30 protein-coding genes are annotated in these 15,812 nt (G+C 34.8%); all 30 read right to left on the bottom strand.

Translation table 11 applies throughout. The annotated features are described in order from the left end of the window. Window positions 1-7 precede the first annotated feature (7 nt). On the bottom strand, window positions 8-613 hold the full coding sequence (gene rpsD / locus C8C88_RS08580; RefSeq protein WP_121337692.1) for a 30S ribosomal protein S4: 606 nt from the start codon (window positions 611-613) through the stop codon (window positions 8-10). 92 nt (window positions 614-705) lie between these two features. After that, window positions 706-1,089 (bottom strand): 30S ribosomal protein S11, encoded by a 384-nt coding sequence (gene rpsK, locus C8C88_RS08575; protein WP_024981527.1) that lies wholly within the window; start codon window positions 1,087-1,089, stop codon window positions 706-708. Between the two features lie 8 nt (window positions 1,090-1,097). Next, window positions 1,098-1,472, bottom strand: coding sequence for a 30S ribosomal protein S13 (gene rpsM, locus C8C88_RS08570; RefSeq protein ID WP_064716171.1), 375 nt, complete (start codon window positions 1,470-1,472; stop codon window positions 1,098-1,100). A 2-nt stretch (window positions 1,473-1,474) separates the two neighbouring features. Next, window positions 1,475-1,591: a type B 50S ribosomal protein L36 gene (gene ykgO, locus C8C88_RS08565; protein ID WP_002987490.1), complete on the bottom strand. Its 117-nt coding sequence runs from the start codon at window positions 1,589-1,591 to the stop codon at window positions 1,475-1,477. An 11-nt stretch (window positions 1,592-1,602) separates the two neighbouring features. Then, window positions 1,603-1,818, bottom strand: coding sequence for a translation initiation factor IF-1 (gene infA / locus C8C88_RS08560; RefSeq protein WP_007136545.1), 216 nt, complete (start codon window positions 1,816-1,818; stop codon window positions 1,603-1,605). 3 nt (window positions 1,819-1,821) lie between these two features. Further along, window positions 1,822-3,168 carry a preprotein translocase subunit SecY gene (secY, locus tag C8C88_RS08555; protein WP_121337691.1) on the bottom strand — a complete coding sequence of 449 codons (1,347 nt, stop codon included), beginning with the start codon at window positions 3,166-3,168 and terminating at the stop codon, window positions 1,822-1,824. Window positions 3,169-3,181: 13 nt separating this feature from the next. Continuing rightward, window positions 3,182-3,634: a 50S ribosomal protein L15 gene (rplO, locus tag C8C88_RS08550; RefSeq protein WP_121337690.1), complete on the bottom strand. Its 453-nt coding sequence runs from the start codon at window positions 3,632-3,634 to the stop codon at window positions 3,182-3,184. Between the two features lie 11 nt (window positions 3,635-3,645). Further along, window positions 3,646-3,828: a 50S ribosomal protein L30 gene (gene rpmD, locus C8C88_RS08545; RefSeq protein ID WP_027310825.1), complete on the bottom strand. Its 183-nt coding sequence runs from the start codon at window positions 3,826-3,828 to the stop codon at window positions 3,646-3,648. Between the two features lie 12 nt (window positions 3,829-3,840). Further along, entirely contained in the window at window positions 3,841-4,365 is a 525-nt protein-coding gene (gene rpsE / locus C8C88_RS08540; RefSeq protein ID WP_100433331.1) for a 30S ribosomal protein S5, read from the bottom strand. Window positions 4,366-4,371: 6 nt separating this feature from the next. Further along, window positions 4,372-4,722, bottom strand: a complete 351-nt coding sequence (gene rplR / locus C8C88_RS08535; RefSeq protein ID WP_121337689.1) for a 50S ribosomal protein L18 — start codon at window positions 4,720-4,722, stop codon at window positions 4,372-4,374. 11 nt (window positions 4,723-4,733) lie between these two features. Beyond that, window positions 4,734-5,276, bottom strand: coding sequence for a 50S ribosomal protein L6 (gene rplF / locus C8C88_RS08530; protein ID WP_121337688.1), 543 nt, complete (start codon window positions 5,274-5,276; stop codon window positions 4,734-4,736). A 17-nt stretch (window positions 5,277-5,293) separates the two neighbouring features. After that, on the bottom strand, window positions 5,294-5,692 hold the full coding sequence (rpsH, locus tag C8C88_RS08525; RefSeq protein WP_035619634.1) for a 30S ribosomal protein S8: 399 nt from the start codon (window positions 5,690-5,692) through the stop codon (window positions 5,294-5,296). A gap of 77 nt (window positions 5,693-5,769) precedes the next feature. After that, window positions 5,770-6,039, bottom strand: coding sequence for a 30S ribosomal protein S14 (gene rpsN, locus C8C88_RS08520; RefSeq protein ID WP_121337687.1), 270 nt, complete (start codon window positions 6,037-6,039; stop codon window positions 5,770-5,772). 3 nt (window positions 6,040-6,042) lie between these two features. Beyond that, entirely contained in the window at window positions 6,043-6,594 is a 552-nt protein-coding gene (rplE, locus tag C8C88_RS08515; RefSeq protein ID WP_121337686.1) for a 50S ribosomal protein L5, read from the bottom strand. A gap of 2 nt (window positions 6,595-6,596) precedes the next feature. Further along, the gene (rplX, locus tag C8C88_RS08510; RefSeq protein ID WP_121337685.1) at window positions 6,597-6,911 is read right to left on the bottom strand and encodes a 50S ribosomal protein L24; all 315 of its coding nucleotides are present in this window, start codon (window positions 6,909-6,911) and stop codon (window positions 6,597-6,599) included. Window positions 6,912-6,922: 11 nt separating this feature from the next. Next, on the bottom strand, window positions 6,923-7,291 hold the full coding sequence (gene rplN / locus C8C88_RS08505; RefSeq protein ID WP_007803649.1) for a 50S ribosomal protein L14: 369 nt from the start codon (window positions 7,289-7,291) through the stop codon (window positions 6,923-6,925). A 2-nt stretch (window positions 7,292-7,293) separates the two neighbouring features. Then, entirely contained in the window at window positions 7,294-7,554 is a 261-nt protein-coding gene (gene rpsQ, locus C8C88_RS08500) for a 30S ribosomal protein S17 (protein ID WP_026706247.1), read from the bottom strand. A gap of 17 nt (window positions 7,555-7,571) precedes the next feature. Beyond that, window positions 7,572-7,763, bottom strand: coding sequence for a 50S ribosomal protein L29 (gene rpmC / locus C8C88_RS08495; protein WP_121337684.1), 192 nt, complete (start codon window positions 7,761-7,763; stop codon window positions 7,572-7,574). A 13-nt stretch (window positions 7,764-7,776) separates the two neighbouring features. Continuing rightward, window positions 7,777-8,202, bottom strand: a complete 426-nt coding sequence (gene rplP / locus C8C88_RS08490) for a 50S ribosomal protein L16 (RefSeq protein WP_017495016.1) — start codon at window positions 8,200-8,202, stop codon at window positions 7,777-7,779. Window positions 8,203-8,221: 19 nt separating this feature from the next. Then, window positions 8,222-8,980, bottom strand: a complete 759-nt coding sequence (rpsC, locus tag C8C88_RS08485) for a 30S ribosomal protein S3 (RefSeq protein ID WP_121337683.1) — start codon at window positions 8,978-8,980, stop codon at window positions 8,222-8,224. Between the two features lie 5 nt (window positions 8,981-8,985). Further along, a complete protein-coding gene (gene rplV, locus C8C88_RS08480; protein WP_035668120.1) occupies window positions 8,986-9,399 on the bottom strand; it encodes a 50S ribosomal protein L22 in 414 nt (137 codons plus the stop codon). Window positions 9,400-9,405: 6 nt separating this feature from the next. Continuing rightward, window positions 9,406-9,684, bottom strand: a complete 279-nt coding sequence (gene rpsS, locus C8C88_RS08475; RefSeq protein WP_007803626.1) for a 30S ribosomal protein S19 — start codon at window positions 9,682-9,684, stop codon at window positions 9,406-9,408. A 6-nt stretch (window positions 9,685-9,690) separates the two neighbouring features. Beyond that, window positions 9,691-10,515, bottom strand: a complete 825-nt coding sequence (gene rplB, locus C8C88_RS08470; RefSeq protein ID WP_121337682.1) for a 50S ribosomal protein L2 — start codon at window positions 10,513-10,515, stop codon at window positions 9,691-9,693. 9 nt (window positions 10,516-10,524) lie between these two features. Beyond that, window positions 10,525-10,815, bottom strand: a complete 291-nt coding sequence (gene rplW, locus C8C88_RS08465; RefSeq protein WP_121337681.1) for a 50S ribosomal protein L23 — start codon at window positions 10,813-10,815, stop codon at window positions 10,525-10,527. 6 nt (window positions 10,816-10,821) lie between these two features. Next, window positions 10,822-11,451: a 50S ribosomal protein L4 gene (rplD, locus tag C8C88_RS08460; protein WP_121337680.1), complete on the bottom strand. Its 630-nt coding sequence runs from the start codon at window positions 11,449-11,451 to the stop codon at window positions 10,822-10,824. Continuing rightward, window positions 11,451-12,068, bottom strand: coding sequence for a 50S ribosomal protein L3 (rplC, locus tag C8C88_RS08455; protein WP_121337679.1), 618 nt, complete (start codon window positions 12,066-12,068; stop codon window positions 11,451-11,453). Before rplC ends, rplD begins: the two co-directional genes overlap by 1 nt. Before the next feature lie 155 nt (window positions 12,069-12,223). Then, entirely contained in the window at window positions 12,224-12,529 is a 306-nt protein-coding gene (gene rpsJ / locus C8C88_RS08450; protein ID WP_011963470.1) for a 30S ribosomal protein S10, read from the bottom strand. Window positions 12,530-12,540: 11 nt separating this feature from the next. Beyond that, the gene (gene fusA / locus C8C88_RS08445; RefSeq protein WP_121337678.1) at window positions 12,541-14,697 is read right to left on the bottom strand and encodes an elongation factor G; all 2,157 of its coding nucleotides are present in this window, start codon (window positions 14,695-14,697) and stop codon (window positions 12,541-12,543) included. A 10-nt stretch (window positions 14,698-14,707) separates the two neighbouring features. Next, window positions 14,708-15,184: a 30S ribosomal protein S7 gene (gene rpsG, locus C8C88_RS08440; RefSeq protein ID WP_121337677.1), complete on the bottom strand. Its 477-nt coding sequence runs from the start codon at window positions 15,182-15,184 to the stop codon at window positions 14,708-14,710. A 73-nt stretch (window positions 15,185-15,257) separates the two neighbouring features. Then, a complete protein-coding gene (gene rpsL, locus C8C88_RS08435) occupies window positions 15,258-15,641 on the bottom strand; it encodes a 30S ribosomal protein S12 (protein ID WP_007136570.1) in 384 nt (127 codons plus the stop codon). Window positions 15,642-15,812 lie beyond the last annotated feature (171 nt).

Here is a 15,812-nt window from a genome sequence, read left to right as displayed (position 1 = left end):
TCAATTATTATTTGTTGTACAACTCTACGATTAATTGTTCTTTAATGTTTTCTGGAATTTGAAGTCTTGCAGGTACAGAAACAAAAGTTCCTTCTTTAAGATCGTTATTCCATGTAATCCATTCATAAACATGACTTGAATTTGATAAAGAACGTTCGATTGCTTCTAAAGATTTAGATTTTTCACGAACAGCAACTTTATCACCAGGTTTAAGGTGGTAAGAAGGAATATTAACAACTTCACCATTTACGGTAACGTGTCTGTGAGAAACGATTTGACGAGCACCTCTTCTAGAAGGAGCAATACCCATTCTGAAAACTACGTTATCTAATCTTGCTTCACACAATTGTAATAAAACTTCACCAGTAACACCTTTAGTAGCTGATGCTTTTTCGAATAAATTTCTGAATTGTTTTTCTAAAATTCCGTAAGAATATTTAGCTTTTTGCTTTTCCATTAATTGAACAGCATATTCAGATTTTTTTCCTCTTTTTTTAGCCATCCCGTGTTGACCAGGTGGGTAATTTCTTTTTTCGAAAGCTTTATCGTCTCCGAAAATTGCCTCGCCGAATTTACGAGCGATTCTTGTACTTGGACCAGTATATCTTGCCATTTTAAATTGTTTAAGATAGAGATTATGAATTCAGGTCTTATCCTTCGATAATCTATATTCTATCTAGGTTATACTATAAATATTTTTGAGTATTAAACTCTACGTCTTTTAGGAGGACGACATCCATTGTGGGGCATTGGAGTAACATCGATAATCTCTGTAACTTCAATTCCACCATTATGCAAAGAACGGATAGCAGACTCACGTCCGTTTCCTGGTCCTTTAACATATACTTTCACTTTTTTAAGTCCAGCTTCAAGAGCTACTTTACTACAATCTTCTGCTGCCATTTGAGCCGCGTATGGAGTGTTCTTTTTAGAACCTCTAAAACCCATTTTACCAGCTGAAGACCAAGAAATAACTTCACCTTTTTTGTTAGTCAAAGAAATAATGATATTGTTGAAGGTAGCAGAAATATGAGCTTCACCCGTTGATTCAACGATAACTTTACGTTTTTTTGCAGTTGCTTTAGCCATATTACTTATTATTTAGTTGCTTTTTTCTTGTTAGCAACAGTTTTTCTTTTACCTTTTCTTGTTCTAGAGTTGTTTTTAGTTCTTTGTCCTCTTAATGGAAGACCAGATCTATGACGAATACCTCTATAACATCCAATATCCATTAAACGTTTGATGTTCAAAGAAACTTCTGAACGTAATTCTCCTTCAATTTTAAATGCTGATACAGCTTCACGAATTGCTCCGATCTCATCATCATTCCAATCTTGAACTTTTTTATCTTGGCTTACTTGAGCTTTTTCTAAAATCTCAATAGCTCTACTTTTTCCTAATCCGAAGATGTAGGTAAGTGCAATAACACCTCTCTTGTTTTTTGGGATATCTACCCCTGCTATTCTTGCCATAATTATCCTTGTCTTTGTTTAAATCTAGGATTCTTTTTGTTGATTACGTATAATCTTCCTTTTCTACGTACGATAATGCACTCGGCACTTCTCTTTTTTACTGATGCTCTTACTTTCATTGTGAATATCTTTAATATCTATAAGTAATTCTTGCTTTTGACAAATCGTAAGGACTCATTTCTAGTTTCACTTTATCACCAGGTAATAATTTGATGTAATGCATACGCATTTTTCCAGAAATATGAGCGATTACAATATGTCCATTTTCTAACTCTACACGAAACATTGCATTTGACAATGCTTCAATGATTGATCCGTCTTGTTCTATTGCTGATTGTTTTGCCATAAGTTAAGCTACTGCTTTTCTATTTTTACCAGTCTTCATTAAACCATCATAATGTTTATTCAACAAATATGAATTGATTTGCTGTATCGTGTCAATGGCAACTCCAACCATAATAATTAATGAAGTACCTCCAAAAAACATTGCCCAAGATTGTTGAACATCCATAATACTTACAACAATTGCTGGGAACACAGCTATTAAAGCAAGAAATAAAGAACCTGGAAACGTTATTAAAGACATCACTTTGTCAAGAAAATCAGAAGTCTCTACTCCTGGTCTAACACCTGGAATAAATCCACCACTTCTTTTCAAATCATCGGACATTTTATTAGTAGGAACAGTAATAGCAGTATAAAAGAACGTAAATACAACAATTAATGTTGCAAAAACAAAATTATACCAAAAACCGAACATATTACTAAAAGCACCAACAATTGATTGTGAAGCATCTGATTTTGACAATCCTGCGACAGCAGCAGGTATAAACATAATCGCTTGCGCAAAAATAATAGGCATAACTCCAGAAGCATTAAGCTTTAATGGAATCCATTGTCTATTACCACCAGCTAAATCTTGTTCGTAGTCTCCAGATGAAGTACGACGTGCATATTGAACTGGTATTTTACGTACAGCCATTACTAATAGTACACAAGAGATGATAACTAATAACCATACAATGATTTCAATAACCAATAACATTGGTCCACCATTATTATTAGTAACTCTTGTAGTAAACTCTTGTATAAAAGCCTGAGGTAATCTAGCCAAAATACCAACCATAATCAACAATGAAATACCATTTCCGATTCCTTTATCAGTAATTTTTTCTCCTAACCACATAGCAAAAATTGTACCTGTAACTAAAATAACAACTGAAGAAAATAAGAATTCAAATGAATTGAATCCTAATAAGAATGCATTACTAGGTAATGTTCTGTATAAATTGTAGATATAAGTAGGCCCTTGAACTAAAGTGATACCTATTGTCAACCAACGAGTAATTTGATTAATCTTCTTTCTACCACTTTCTCCATCACTTTGAAGTTTTTGTAAATAAGGAATAGCAATTCCCATCAACTGAACAACAATGGATGCAGAAATGTAAGGCATAATACCTAAAGCAAAAACTGAAGCTTTAGAGAAAGCACCACCAGTAAACATGTCTAATATAGATCCAATACCATTTTTGGTTTGACCTGCTAAGCTGTTTAATTGAGTTGCGTCAATACCTGGAAGCGTAACGTGTGCTCCAAAACGATAAACTAAAAGAAGTCCTAATGTAATTAGGATTCTATTTTTTAGTTCCTCGATTTTCCAAACATTACTTAATGATTCAATAAATTTCTTCATCTTAATTGAAAAATTATAGTGTTACAGCTTCTCCACCAGCAGCTTCGATAGCCGCTTTTGCAGTAGCAGTAAATTTGTGTGCAGTTACTTTTAATTTTGCTTTCAGTTCACCTCTTCCTAAAATCTTAACGATTTCATTCTTTGTAGCTAAACGATTTGCAACATAAACTGTCATATCAACAGTATCTGTAATTACACCATTATCAACTAATAATTGAAGCGTATCAAGATTAACACCTTCGTATTCTTTACGATTGATGTTTGTGAAACCAAACTTAGGTACACGACGTTGAAGTGGCATTTGACCCCCTTCAAAACCAATCTTTTTAGAATAACCAGAACGAGATTTAGCCCCTTTGTGACCTCTTGCAGAAGTACCACCTTTACCAGAACCTTCTCCTCTACCTAATCTTTTATTTTGATTGTGCGTAGCACCTTCAGCAGGTTGTAAGTTACTTAAATTCATAACAGTATTTGTTATTTAGCTTCTTCTACAGAAACTAAGTGTTTAACTTTATTTATCATCCCAAGGATTGTAGGGTTTGAATCATGCTCTACAACTTGTCCCATTTTACGTAGACCTAAAGCTTCTAAACCTCTTTTCTGAGTTAGAGGGCAATTGATTTTGCTTCTAACTTGTTTTACTAATAATTTAGCCATAATTTCCTTGAATTAACCTTTAAAAACTTTTTCTAAAGAAACACCTCTTTGTTTTGCAACAGTATAAGCACTTCTCATTTGTAATAAAGCATCAAAAGTTGCTTTTACTACGTTGTGAGGATTTGAAGATCCTTGAGATTTAGATAATACATCATGAATTCCTACTGATTCAAGAACTGAACGAACAGCTCCACCAGCAATAACTCCTGTACCATGAGAGGCAGGAATTAAGAATACACGTGCACCACCAAATTTACCTTTTTGTTCGTGAGGAACTGATTGACCATTCAAAGGAATTTTTACTAAATTTTTCTTAGCATCTTCTACTGCTTTCGCAATTGCTTCAGAAACGTCTTTAGATTTTCCTAATCCATGACCAACTACTCCGTTTTCATCACCTACAACTACAATAGCAGAAAAACCAAAAGCTCTACCACCCTTTGTAACTTTAGTAACACGATTTACACTCACCAAACGATCTTTTAATTCAAGACCACTTGGTTTTACTAACTCTATATTCTTGTATTTATTAGACATACTATATTAGAATTTAAGTCCAGCCGCTCTTGCGCCTTCTGCTAATGATTTAATACGACCGTGATATAAATAACCTCCTCTATCGAAAGTTACTGCATCAATACCGGCTTTTAACGCTTTTTCTGCAACAAGTTTTCCAACAGCAGTTGCAATTTCTACGTTTGTACCTTTTCCTATTTCTTTTTCTCTTGAAGAGGCAGCTAATAAAGTAACTCCATTTACATCATCAATAAGTTGTGCGTAAATTTCTTTATTACTTCTAAATACAGAAAGTCTTGGTTTAGTAGCAGTACCACTAATGATCTTTCTAATTCTGAATTTAATTCTCTGTCTTCTATCAGATTTTGTTAATGACATAATCTTATTTTTTAAGCTGATTTACCTGCTTTTCTTCTTAATACTTCACCTACAAATTTAACACCTTTTCCTTTGTATGGTTCTGGCTTACGGAAACCTCTGATTTTCGCAGCAACTTGACCTAAAAGTTGTTTGTCAAATGATGTTAATTTCACAATTGGGTTTTTACCTTTTTCAGAGATTGTTTCCAAAGTTACTTCTGGAGCAATTTCTAAAATAATATTGTGAGAATATCCAAGAGCTAAATCTAATTTTTGACCTTGATTTGAAGCTCTATAACCTACTCCAACCAATTCTAATGATTTAGTAAAACCTTCATTTACACCAATAATCATGTTATTGATTAAAGATCTGTATAAACCATGTTTTGCTCTTTGGTCTTTGTGATCAGACGATCTATCAACTTGAACTTGACCGTCTTCAACTGTTACAGTTACGTCCGAAAACTCCTGAGTAAGTTGACCATTTTTTCCTTTTACTGTAATAATACCATCTTTAACTTCTACAGTTACTCCAGCAGGGATTACAATTGGATTTTTACCTATTCTTGACATCTTATATAGTCTTTATATTAGTATACGTAACAAATTACTTCACCACCTACATTTAATTGCTTAGCTTGTTTTCCAGTCATCAAACCTTTTGATGTAGAAACAATAGCAATTCCTAATCCGTTAAGGATTCTAGGTAAATTAGAAGCACCTGCATATTTACGCAAACCTGGTTTACTAATTCTTTGGATATCTTTAATTACTGACTCTTTAGTATCTTTATCATACTTCAAAGCGATTTTGATTGAACCCTGAACAGCGTTGTCTTCAAATTTGTAACTTAAGATATAACCTTGATCAAATAAGATCTTTGTTATTTCTTTTTTTAGATTAGATGCTGGAATTTCGACAACTTTGTGGTTTGCAGCCACAGCGTTTCTAACTCTCGTCAAATAATCTGCAATAGGATCTGTATACATATGTATTAAATTGCGATTATGGTTTTCAGGAAGCACTCCACTTCCTGAACCTTTAATCAATTGATAAACTTATTTAATTACCAGCTAGCTTTCTTAACACCAGGTATTAACCCGTTGTTAGCCATTTCACGGAATGTTACACGAGAAATACCAAATTGACGAATATATCCTCTTGGTCTTCCAGTTAATTTACAACGATTGTGTAAACGAACAGGTGAAGCATTTTTAGGTAATTTTTGCAAACCTACGAAATCTCCAGCCTCTAACAAAGCTTTTCTTTTCTCAGCATACTTAGCTACCGTTTTTTCTCTTTTCACCTCACGGGCTTTCATTGATTCTTTAGCCATGTCTTAATTCTTTTTAAAAGGTAATCCTAATTCTGCCAATAATGACTTCGCTTCCTTATCTGTTTTAGCTGTAGTAACAAAAGAGATATCCATACCTGAAATTTTATTTACTTTATCAATATCAATTTCTGGGAAAATGATTTGTTCTAAAATACCAAGATTGTAATTACCTCTTCCGTCAAAACCAGTAGCTTTGATACCACTGAAATCTCTAACTCGTGGTAAAGCTGAAGTAATAAGTCTATCTAAAAACTCATACATTCTTTCTCCACGTAAGGTTACTTTTGCACCAATAGGCATCCCTTTTCTCAATTTGAATGACGCAACGTCTTTCTTTGAAATTGTAGATACTGCTTTTTGTCCAGTGATCTTTGTTAATTCATCAACTGCATAGTCGATTAATTTTTTATCAGATACAGCTGCACCAACTCCACGGCTCAAAACGATTTTTTCCAATTTAGGAACTTGCATTACGTTTATATATCCGTATTCTTCTTTAAGAGCAGAGATTACTCTGTTCTTGTATTCTTCTTTTAGTCTAGGTGTATATGCCATCACTATAGTACTTGATTAGATTTTTTTGAAAATCTTACTTTCTTATCTCCTTCTACTCTGATACCTACTCTTGTTGTTTCCTTAGTTTTAGGATCAATTAGAGCAATATTAGATATTTGTATAGAAGCTTCTTTTTTAACGATACCACCTTGAGGGCTTTTTGCACTTGGTTTTGTATGTTTCGAAACCATGTTCACACCTTCAACTATCGCTTTATTTTTCTCACGGTAGACACGTAAAACTTTACCTTCTGAACCTTTATGGTCTCCAGCGATAACTCTTACAATGTCACCTGATTTTATTTTTAGCTTTATCATCTTAAAACGAATTAAAGCACTTCTGGTGCTAATGATACAATTTTCATGAATTGTTTTTCACGAAGTTCTCTTGCTACCGGACCAAAAACACGAGTTCCTCTCATTTCACCTGCAGCGTTCAAAAGAACACATGCATTATCATCGAAACGGATATAAGAACCATCAGCTCTTCTCACTTCTTTTTTGGTACGTACAACAACTGCAGTTGAAACAGCACCTTTTTTAACGTTTCCGTTTGGTGTTGCGTCCTTAATAGATACTACAATCTTGTCTCCAACAGAGGCATACCTTCTTTTGGTACCTCCTAAAACACGGATAGTTAAAACTTCTTTAGCTCCTGTGTTATCTGCTACTTTTAGTCTTGATTCTTGTTGTACCATAATTATTTAGCTCTTTCTAGGATTTCAACTAATCTCCAACATTTTGATTTACTTAAAGGACGCGTTTCGCTAATTCTTACAGTATCTCCAATGTTACAGTCGTTTGTTTCGTCATGTGCAACAAATTTCTTTGTTTTCAACACGAACTTACCGTATAATGGGTGTTTTACTTTAGTTACTTGCGCAACTACAATGGATTTATCCATTTTGTTTGAAGTAACAACCCCAATTCTCTCTTTTCTTAAATTTCTTTTTTCTTCCATCTTTCAGCAGAATACAATTATTGTAACTCTCTTTTTGTAAGCTCTGTAGCTAATCTTGCAACTGTTCTTCTTACAATTCTAATTTGTAGAGGATTTTCAATTGGAGAAATAGCATGAGCCATTTTTAGGTCAGCATATGTTTTCTTAGTCTGGCTAAGTTTTTCTTGCAACTCCGCTGCAGAAAGATCTTTTATTTCTGATTGTTTCATAATATAATATAGATTATGCTTCGAAATCTCTAGCAACGACGAACTTAGTTTTTACTGGAAGCTTTTGAGCTGCAAGACGTAACGCCTCTTTTGCAACTGACAAAGGTACTCCTCCAACTTCAAACATAATTCTTCCGGGTTTAACAACGGCAGCCCAGTATTCAACTGCACCTTTACCTTTACCCATACGTACTTCAAGAGGTTTCTTTGTGATTGGTTTGTCTGGAAATATTTTGATCCATAATTGTCCTTCTCTCTTCATGTAACGAGTTGCAGCAATACGCGCAGCTTCAATTTGACGAGAAGTTAAGAACATTCCATCTTCATGTACAGATTTAATACCAAACATTCCATTTGAAAGTTCATGCCCTCTTTGAGAGTTTCCTTTCATTTTACCTTTCTGTACCTTACGGTATTTTGTTCTTTTAGGCTGTAACATTTTTCTTTAGTTTAAAAATTTACTTTCTTTTACGAGCGTCTGGTTTTCCACCTTTATTAAAAGGTTTTCTGTCTCCTCTAGGAGAATCACCACCTTTACCACCAGCACCAGATTGTTTTTTGTCCATTCCGGCAAGTGGAGAAAGATCTCTCTTTCCATAAACTTCACCTTTCATGATCCATACTTTGATACCCATTCTACCGTAAGTAGTATGCGCTTCAGCCAAAGCATAATCAATATCAGCTCTGAAAGTTGATAGAGGAATTCTACCTTCTTTGAAACCTTCTGAACGTGCCATTTCAGCTCCATTCAAACGACCAGAAATCAAAACTTTGATACCTTCTGCGTTCATACGCATAGAAGCAGCAATAGCCATTTTGATTGCACGTCTGTAAGAAATTCTGCTTTCGATTTGACGACAGATACTTGTAGCAACTAAATAAGCATCAAGTTCAGGTCTTTTGATTTCAAAAATGTTGATTTGAACCTCTTTGTCAGTAACTTTCTTAAGTTCTTCTTTCAACTTGTCTACCTCTTGTCCACCTTTTCCGATAATGATACCAGGTCTAGCAGTAGTGATAGTAACGGTTACAAGTTTTAAAGTTCTCTCGATGATTACTTTTGATACACTAGCTTTTGATAAACGAGCGTGGATATACTTTCTGATTTTGTGATCTTCGGCAAGTTTATCACCGTAATCATTTCCACCATACCAGTTTGAGTCCCATCCTCTGATGATACCAAGTCTATTTCCAATTGGATTTGTCTTTTGTCCCATGCTGCTTAAGAATTGCTTTGTGTGTTATTGATAGCTCCAAGCACGATTGTTACGTGATTAGAACGTTTTCTTATTCTGTGTGCTCTTCCTTGTGGAGCTGGACGAAGTCTTTTTAACATCATTCCACCATCTACACGAATTTCCTTAACAAATAAACCTGCTTCTTCCATATTAGCTTCAGGGTTTTTTGCTTGCCAGTTGGCAATAACAGATAAAACCAATTTTTCTAATTTTCTTGAAGCTTCTTTAGAACTAAATCTTAATATGTTAAGTGCTCTTTCTACCTTCTGACCTCTTACTAGATCTGCTACTAAGCGCATTTTTCTAGGTGAAGTAGGGCAGTTATTTAACTTTGCAAAAGCTAGAGACTTATTAGCCTCTTTTCTTGCGTCTGCTGTTTCTCTTTTACGAACTCCCATTGCTTCTTATTTTTTACCTTTATTTTTTGCTCCAGCATGACCTCTAAAAGATCGAGTTGGTGAAAATTCTCCTAATTTATGTCCTACCATGTTTTCTGTAACGTAAACTGGTACAAACTGACGACCGTTATGAACTGCGATTGTTTGTCCAACAAAGTCTGGAGTAATCATAGAAGCTCTAGACCAAGTCTTTACTACTCCTTTGTTTCCATTTTCAATGTTTTCTTGAACTTTCTTGTCTAACTTATAATGAACAAAAGGTCCTTTTTTTAATGAACGTGCCATATCTTATTATTTCTTTCTACGTTCTACGATATACTTGTTACTCGGGTTTTTCTTAGAACGAGTTCTATAACCTTTAGCTGGTATTCCATTTCTTGAACGTGGATGTCCACCAGAAGAACGACCTTCACCACCACCCATTGGGTGATCGACAGGGTTCATTGCAACAGGTCTTGTTCTAGGTCTTCTTCCTAACCATCTTGTTCTACCTGCTTTTCCAGACACAACTAATTGATGATCAGAATTTGAAACAGCTCCAATTGTAGCCGAACATGTCAACAAGATTAATCTTGTTTCTCCAGAAGGCATTTTAATTGTTGCGTATTTCCCATCTCTTGCCATTAATTGAGCAAACGTTCCAGCTGAACGAGCTATTACAGCTCCTTGACCTGGTCTCAATTCGATACAAGAAATAACAGTTCCTAAAGGAATTCTGCTTAATGGTAATGCATTACCTATTTCTGGTTGAGATTCTGGACCAGAAACTAATTTCTGACCAACTTTCAATCCGTTTTGAGCAATAACATATGTTTTCTCTCCATCAGCATAAGCTAATAAAGCGATAAACGCAGTACGATTTGGATCATATTCGATTGATTTCACTGTAGCAGGAATTCCTGTTTTAGTTCTTTTGAAATCAATAATACGATATCTCTGCTTGTGACCACCACCCGTATAACGCATGGTCATCTTTCCTTGACTATTTCTACCTCCAGAGTTTTTTATCGGCGCTATCAAAGAGCGTTCCGGCTTATCAGTTGTAATGGCGTCATAACCATTCACAACTCTAAATCGCTGACCTGGGGTAATAGGTTTTAATTTTCTTACTGACATTTTTCTATCTTAGATATTGTTGTAAAAATCAATTGATTCTCCTTCTTGTACTTGTACAATTGCTTTTTTAATAGCATTTGTCTTTCCACTGATTAAACCACTTTTAGTGTATTTAGTAGTTCTGTCCGGTCTCACATTCATAGTGTTAACACTAACAATAGTTACTCCATAAGCAGCCTCAATAGCTTTCTTAATTTCAACTTTGTTTGCTTTTTTGTTAACAACGAATCCGAAGCGGTTTAATACTTCACTTTCTTTGGTTACTTTTTCCGTTACTATAGGTTTAATTATGATGCTCATATCCTATTATTTGCTTAAATTTTCTTCAATTCCTTCTAAAGAACCTTCTAAAAGCACTAAATTATTAGCGTTTAAAATGGCGTAAGTACTTAATTCTGAGCTACTTACTACGTTAGAAGCCTTTAAATTGCGTGACGACAAATATACATTTTTATTTGAATCACCCAACACAAACAAAGATTTTTTATTCTCTAACCCTAAAGCTTTCAAAACATTAATGAAATTTTTAGTGTTTGGAGTTTCAAAATTAAAGTCCTCAAGAACGATAATATTTGACTCTTTTGCTTTGATTGAGAAAGCAGATTTTCTAGCCAAACGTTTCAAGCTTTTATTCAATTTGAATGAATAACTTCTTGGTCTTGGTCCGAAAACTGTTCCACCACCTTTAAACAATGGATTCTTTGCACTACCCGCACGAGCAGTACCAGTTCCTTTTTGTTTTTTTATCTTACGAGTACTTCCCGCTACTTCAGCTCTTTCTTTAGCTTTGTGCGTTCCTTGTCTTTGATTAGCAAGATATTGCTTAACATCAAGGTATACTGCATGATTGTTTGGTTCTATACCAAATACTGAATCAGAAAGTTGAACTTTTCTTCCAGTATCTTTTCCGTTGAAATCTAATACTTTTGCTTCCATTACTTCTGAATGATTACATAAGAGTTGTTATGACCAGGAACACATCCTTTAATAACAAGTAGGTTCTTATCAGTCACTACTTTTAAAACTCTAAGGTTTTGAACTTTTACATTTTCTCCTCCCATTCTTCCAGCCATACGCATTCCTTTGAATACTCTAGATGGATAAGAAGAAGCTCCTACAGAACCTGGCGCTCTTAAACGGTTATGTTGACCATGAGTTGCTTGACCAACACCACCAAAACCGTGACGTTTTACAACCCCTTGAAAACCTTTACCTTTAGATACACCTTGTACATCTACAAACTCTCCTTCTTCAAAAATAGAAACATCAATAAGATCTCCTAATTTTTGTTCAGTTGCAAAATTTTGGAATTCAACGACTTTTTTCTTAGCTACAGTTCCCGCTTTTTTAAAGTGACCTACAGCCGCTTTTGTGGAATGTTTCTCGTTTTTGTCATCGAAACCAAGTTGCAACGCTTCGTACCCGTCAACACCTTTGGTTCTGACTTGGGTAACAACACATGGTCCAGCTTCGATTACTGTACAAGGAATATTCTTCCCGTTTTCGTCGAAAATGCTAGTCATGCCGATTTTTCTACCAATTAACCCAGACATAAATATTAATTATTAATTATTAAATATAAATATAGAACGCAGCTTTTAAGCGAATCCTATTTTTTTAAGTGGTGCAAAAGTAAACTTTATTTACACACAAACCAAAAAAATATTTTTCGTTTAAAAACAGCGTCCTTTTCTTACTAGTAAGCTACTTAAACTTTGATTTCTACTTCAACTCCACTAGGCAATTCTAATTTCATTAAAGCATCAATTGTTTTAGATGAAGAAGAATAAATGTCGATCAATCTCTTGTATGACATTACTTCGAATTGTTCTCTCGCTTTTTTGTTAACGTGTGGAGAACGTAATACAGTAAAAAGTTTTTTGTGAGTTGGTAACGGAATTGGTCCTGTTACTACTGCTCCGGTACTCTTAACCGTTTTTACAATCTTTTCAGCAGACTTGTCTACCAACATGTGATCGTAAGATTTTAGTTTTATTCTGATTTTTTGACTCATTTTCTTAAAGATTAAGCGTTTCCTTTTGCTTTTTTGATAACTGCTTCTGAAATATTAGAAGGTGTTTCAGCGTAGTGTGAAAATTCCATAGTTGAAGTTGCACGACCTGAAGACAATGTTCTTAATGTTGTTACATAACCAAACATTTCTGACAATGGCACATCTGCTTTAATTGTTTTAGCACCTGCTCTATCACCCATGTCATTAACCTGACCTCTACGACGGTTAATATCTCCTACGATATCTCCCATGTTTTCTTCTGGTGTAATAACTTCCATTTTCATGATAGGTTCAAGAATAACAGCACCAGCAGCTTTAGCAACTTCTCTATACCCCATTCTAGCAGCTAACTCAAAAGAGAGTGCGTCTGAATCGACAGGGTGAAAAGATCCGTCTAATAAAGTTACTTTCAAACTATCAACTTGGTATCCTGCTAAAGGACCTGTTTTCATAGCTTCTCTAAATCCTTTCTCAACAGATGGAATATATTCTTTAGGAACGTTACCACCTTTTACCGCATTTATAAACTGCAACCCTACAGGAACTTTACCATCAACTTCATCTGCAGGCTCAAGTAAAAATACGATATCACCGAATTTACCACGACCTCCTGATTGTTTTTTGTAAGTTTCTCTGTGTTGAGCTGATTTTGTAAAAGCTTCTTTGTATTCAACTTGAGGCTCACCTTGATTAACTTCAACTTTAAACTCACGTTTCATTCTATCAACAAGAATATCTAAGTGTAACTCACCCATTCCTGAAATAATAGTTTGACCTGAAGCTTCATCAGTTCTAACAGTAAATGTTGGATCTTCTTCAGCTAATTTAGCTAAAGCCATACCCATTTTATCAACGTCAGCTTTTGTTTTAGGCTCAATTGCAATACCAATTACTGGCGCAGGGAATTTCATTGACTCAAGAATAATTGGGTGTTTTTCATCACACAATGTATCTCCAGTTTTAATATCCTTAAATCCAACTGCTGCTCCAATATCTCCAGCTTCGATATATTCGATTGGATTTTGTTTGTTAGCATGCATTTGGTAGATACGAGAAATTCTTTCTTTGTTACCAGAACGAGTATTCAAAACATAAGAACCTGCATCAAGTCTTCCTGAATAAGCACGGAAGAAAGCTAAACGACCTACGAATGGGTCAGTTGCAATCTTAAACGCTAATGCAGCAAAAGGCTCTTTTACATCAGGCTTACGTAAAATTTTAGTTTGATCTTCTTCTAATAATTCAGCATCATCAGGATGAATACCTGTAATACCTTCTTTATCCATTGGAGATGGCAAGTATTTACATACTGCATCTAACATGAATTGAACTCCTTTGTTTTTGAAAGAAGAACCAGCAATCATAGGAATGATAGCCATATCCATAACAGCAGCTCTTAATGCGATATTGATTTCTTCTTCTGTAATAGATTCTTCATCTTCCATGAATTTCTCTAACAAGTTTTCATCATAATCAGCAACCGCTTCTATAAGAATAGATCTGTATTCTTTAACTTCCGCAAGCATATCATCAGGAATAGGCACAATATCATAAGTTGCTCCTAAACCTTCTTCATGCCATACAATAGCTTGGTTTTTTACTAAATCAACCACCCCTTTAAAATCATTTTCTTCACCAATTGGCAAAGTAATCGCAACTGCGTTTGATTTTAACATATCTCTAACTTGCTGACAAACCATCAAAAAGTTAGAACCCTGACGGTCCATTTTGTTTACGAATCCAATACGTGGCACTCTATATTGATCTGCAAGTCTCCAGTTCGTTTCTGATTGTGGCTCAACACCATCAACAGCACTAAATAAGAAAACCAAACCATCAAGTACACGTAAAGAACGATTTACCTCTACAGTAAAATCAACGTGTCCTGGGGTATCAATAATATTAAAATGATACGGTAATGTTTCAGGTAAAATTTTACCTTGTTCAGTTGGAAAATTCCATTCACAAGTAGTAGCAGCAGATGTAATTGTAATACCTCTTTCTTGCTCTTGTGCCATCCAGTCCATTGTTGCAGCACCATCGTGTACTTCACCAATTTTGTGTGATTTTCCAGTATAGAATAATATACGCTCTGTTGTTGTTGTTTTACCAGCATCAATATGAGCAGCAATTCCAATATTTCTTGTATATTTAAGTTCTCTAGCCATTTCTTGTTAATTAAAATCTAAAATGTGAGAACGCTTTGTTTGCTTCAGCCATTTTATGAGTATCCATTCTCTTTTTAACAGCAGCACCTTCTTCTTTAGCAGCAGCTAAACATTCAGAAGCTAGCCTTTGAGCCATAGATTTTTCATTTCTTCTTCTAGAATAAAGTATTAACCACTTCATTGCCATAGAAATTTTTCTGTCTGGTCTGATTTGCATTGGAATTTGAAATGTAGCTCCACCTACTCTACGACTACGTACTTCTACGTGAGGCATAACATTAGTTAAAGCATCTTTCCAAATTTCTAATGATGATTTTTCTGCATCTTGCTTTTTTGTTTCTATAATGTCAATTGCATCATAAAAAACTTTAAAAGCTGTCGATTTCTTACCATCCCACATTAAGTTATTCACAAAACGTGTCACCAACTGGTCGTTAAACCTTGGATCTGGTAAAAGTGGTCTTTTCTTTGCCGCTCTTTTTCTCATGTCTTTTTTTTAATTAAATGTCATACCAATATAACCACGACGAATCGCGACTTTATCAGAACAACTTTTTAAATTACTTTTTTGCTTCTTTTGGGCGTTTTGCTCCGTACTTAGATCTTCTTTGCGTTCTTCCTGCTACTCCTGACGTATCAAGTGCACCACGAACGATGTGATATCTAACTCCTGGTAAATCTTTTACCCTTCCACCCCTAACTAATACTATCGAGTGCTCTTGTAAATTGTGTCCTTCTCCAGGGATATAGGCATTTACCTCATTACCATTTGTCAAACGTACACGCGCAACTTTACGCATTGCAGAGTTTGGTTTTTTTGGTGTAGTAGTGTAAACACGCGTACAAACCCCTCTTCTTTGAGGACAAGAATCTAAAGCAACCGATTTACTCTTCTTAGTTATCTGAGTTCTTCCTGTTCTTACTAATTGTTGAATTGTTGGCATAATTAATACTAAAAATTTCTTATTATATTAAATTCCCGCTTTTTACGGGGTTGCAAATGTATAAAATATTTCTCAACATACAAACGTTAATTCATTAATTTTCAACAACATTATTTTACCCTATGTTTTTAATATCAAAAAATTGATATTTGCGTTGTATATAAATAAATT

Source organism: Flavobacterium sp. 123, from assembly GCF_003634825.1.
GTDB lineage: Bacteria > Bacteroidota > Bacteroidia > Flavobacteriales > Flavobacteriaceae > Flavobacterium.
Note: the sequence above shows the minus strand (reverse complement) of the source record. Positions and strands in the feature narration are given on the sequence as shown.

Coding starts and splice junctions, on each gene's coding strand:
- rpmC (WP_121337684.1), bottom strand. CDS start 7,763: ATGAAACAATCAGAAATAAAAGATCTTTCTGCAGCGGAGTTGCAAGAA.
- rpmD (WP_027310825.1), bottom strand. CDS start 3,828: ATGGCTAAATTATTAGTAAAACAAGTTAGAAGCAAAATCAATTGCCCT.
- rpsS (WP_007803626.1), bottom strand. CDS start 9,684: ATGGCACGTTCATTAAAAAAAGGACCTTTTGTTCATTATAAGTTAGAC.
- rplN (WP_007803649.1), bottom strand. CDS start 7,291: ATGGTACAACAAGAATCAAGACTAAAAGTAGCAGATAACACAGGAGCT.
- rpsC (WP_121337683.1), bottom strand. CDS start 8,980: ATGGGACAAAAGACAAATCCAATTGGAAATAGACTTGGTATCATCAGA.
- rpsJ (WP_011963470.1), bottom strand. CDS start 12,529: ATGAGTCAAAAAATCAGAATAAAACTAAAATCTTACGATCACATGTTG.
- rplC (WP_121337679.1), bottom strand. CDS start 12,068: ATGTCTGGGTTAATTGGTAGAAAAATCGGCATGACTAGCATTTTCGAC.
- rplF (WP_121337688.1), bottom strand. CDS start 5,276: ATGTCAAGAATAGGTAAAAATCCAATTGTAATCCCTGCTGGAGTAACT.
- rplE (WP_121337686.1), bottom strand. CDS start 6,594: ATGGCATATACACCTAGACTAAAAGAAGAATACAAGAACAGAGTAATC.
- rplW (WP_121337681.1), bottom strand. CDS start 10,815: ATGAGCATCATAATTAAACCTATAGTAACGGAAAAAGTAACCAAAGAA.
- rpsQ (WP_026706247.1), bottom strand. CDS start 7,554: ATGGAAGAAAAAAGAAATTTAAGAAAAGAGAGAATTGGGGTTGTTACT.
- infA (WP_007136545.1), bottom strand. CDS start 1,818: ATGGCAAAACAATCAGCAATAGAACAAGACGGATCAATCATTGAAGCA.
- rplB (WP_121337682.1), bottom strand. CDS start 10,515: ATGTCAGTAAGAAAATTAAAACCTATTACCCCAGGTCAGCGATTTAGA.
- rplO (WP_121337690.1), bottom strand. CDS start 3,634: ATGAATTTAAGTAACTTACAACCTGCTGAAGGTGCTACGCACAATCAA.
- rpsE (WP_100433331.1), bottom strand. CDS start 4,365: ATGTCTAATAAATACAAGAATATAGAGTTAGTAAAACCAAGTGGTCTT.
- rplX (WP_121337685.1), bottom strand. CDS start 6,911: ATGATAAAGCTAAAAATAAAATCAGGTGACATTGTAAGAGTTATCGCT.
- rpsD (WP_121337692.1), bottom strand. CDS start 613: ATGGCAAGATATACTGGTCCAAGTACAAGAATCGCTCGTAAATTCGGC.
- rpsH (WP_035619634.1), bottom strand. CDS start 5,692: ATGTATACAGATCCTATTGCAGATTATTTGACGAGAGTTAGAAACGCT.
- rpsM (WP_064716171.1), bottom strand. CDS start 1,472: ATGGCAAGAATAGCAGGGGTAGATATCCCAAAAAACAAGAGAGGTGTT.
- rplP (WP_017495016.1), bottom strand. CDS start 8,202: ATGTTACAGCCTAAAAGAACAAAATACCGTAAGGTACAGAAAGGTAAA.
- rpsK (WP_024981527.1), bottom strand. CDS start 1,089: ATGGCTAAAGCAACTGCAAAAAAACGTAAAGTTATCGTTGAATCAACG.
- rpsN (WP_121337687.1), bottom strand. CDS start 6,039: ATGGCTAAAGAATCAATGAAAGCCCGTGAGGTGAAAAGAGAAAAAACG.
- rplV (WP_035668120.1), bottom strand. CDS start 9,399: ATGGGAGTTCGTAAAAGAGAAACAGCAGACGCAAGAAAAGAGGCTAAT.
- rplD (WP_121337680.1), bottom strand. CDS start 11,451: ATGGAAGCAAAAGTATTAGATTTCAACGGAAAAGATACTGGAAGAAAA.
- fusA (WP_121337678.1), bottom strand. CDS start 14,697: ATGGCTAGAGAACTTAAATATACAAGAAATATTGGAATTGCTGCTCAT.
- rpsG (WP_121337677.1), bottom strand. CDS start 15,184: ATGAGAAAAAGAGCGGCAAAGAAAAGACCACTTTTACCAGATCCAAGG.
- rplR (WP_121337689.1), bottom strand. CDS start 4,722: ATGTCATTAACAAAATCTGATAGAAGACAGAGAATTAAATTCAGAATT.
- rpsL (WP_007136570.1), bottom strand. CDS start 15,641: ATGCCAACAATTCAACAATTAGTAAGAACAGGAAGAACTCAGATAACT.
- ykgO (WP_002987490.1), bottom strand. CDS start 1,591: ATGAAAGTAAGAGCATCAGTAAAAAAGAGAAGTGCCGAGTGCATTATC.
- secY (WP_121337691.1), bottom strand. CDS start 3,168: ATGAAGAAATTTATTGAATCATTAAGTAATGTTTGGAAAATCGAGGAA.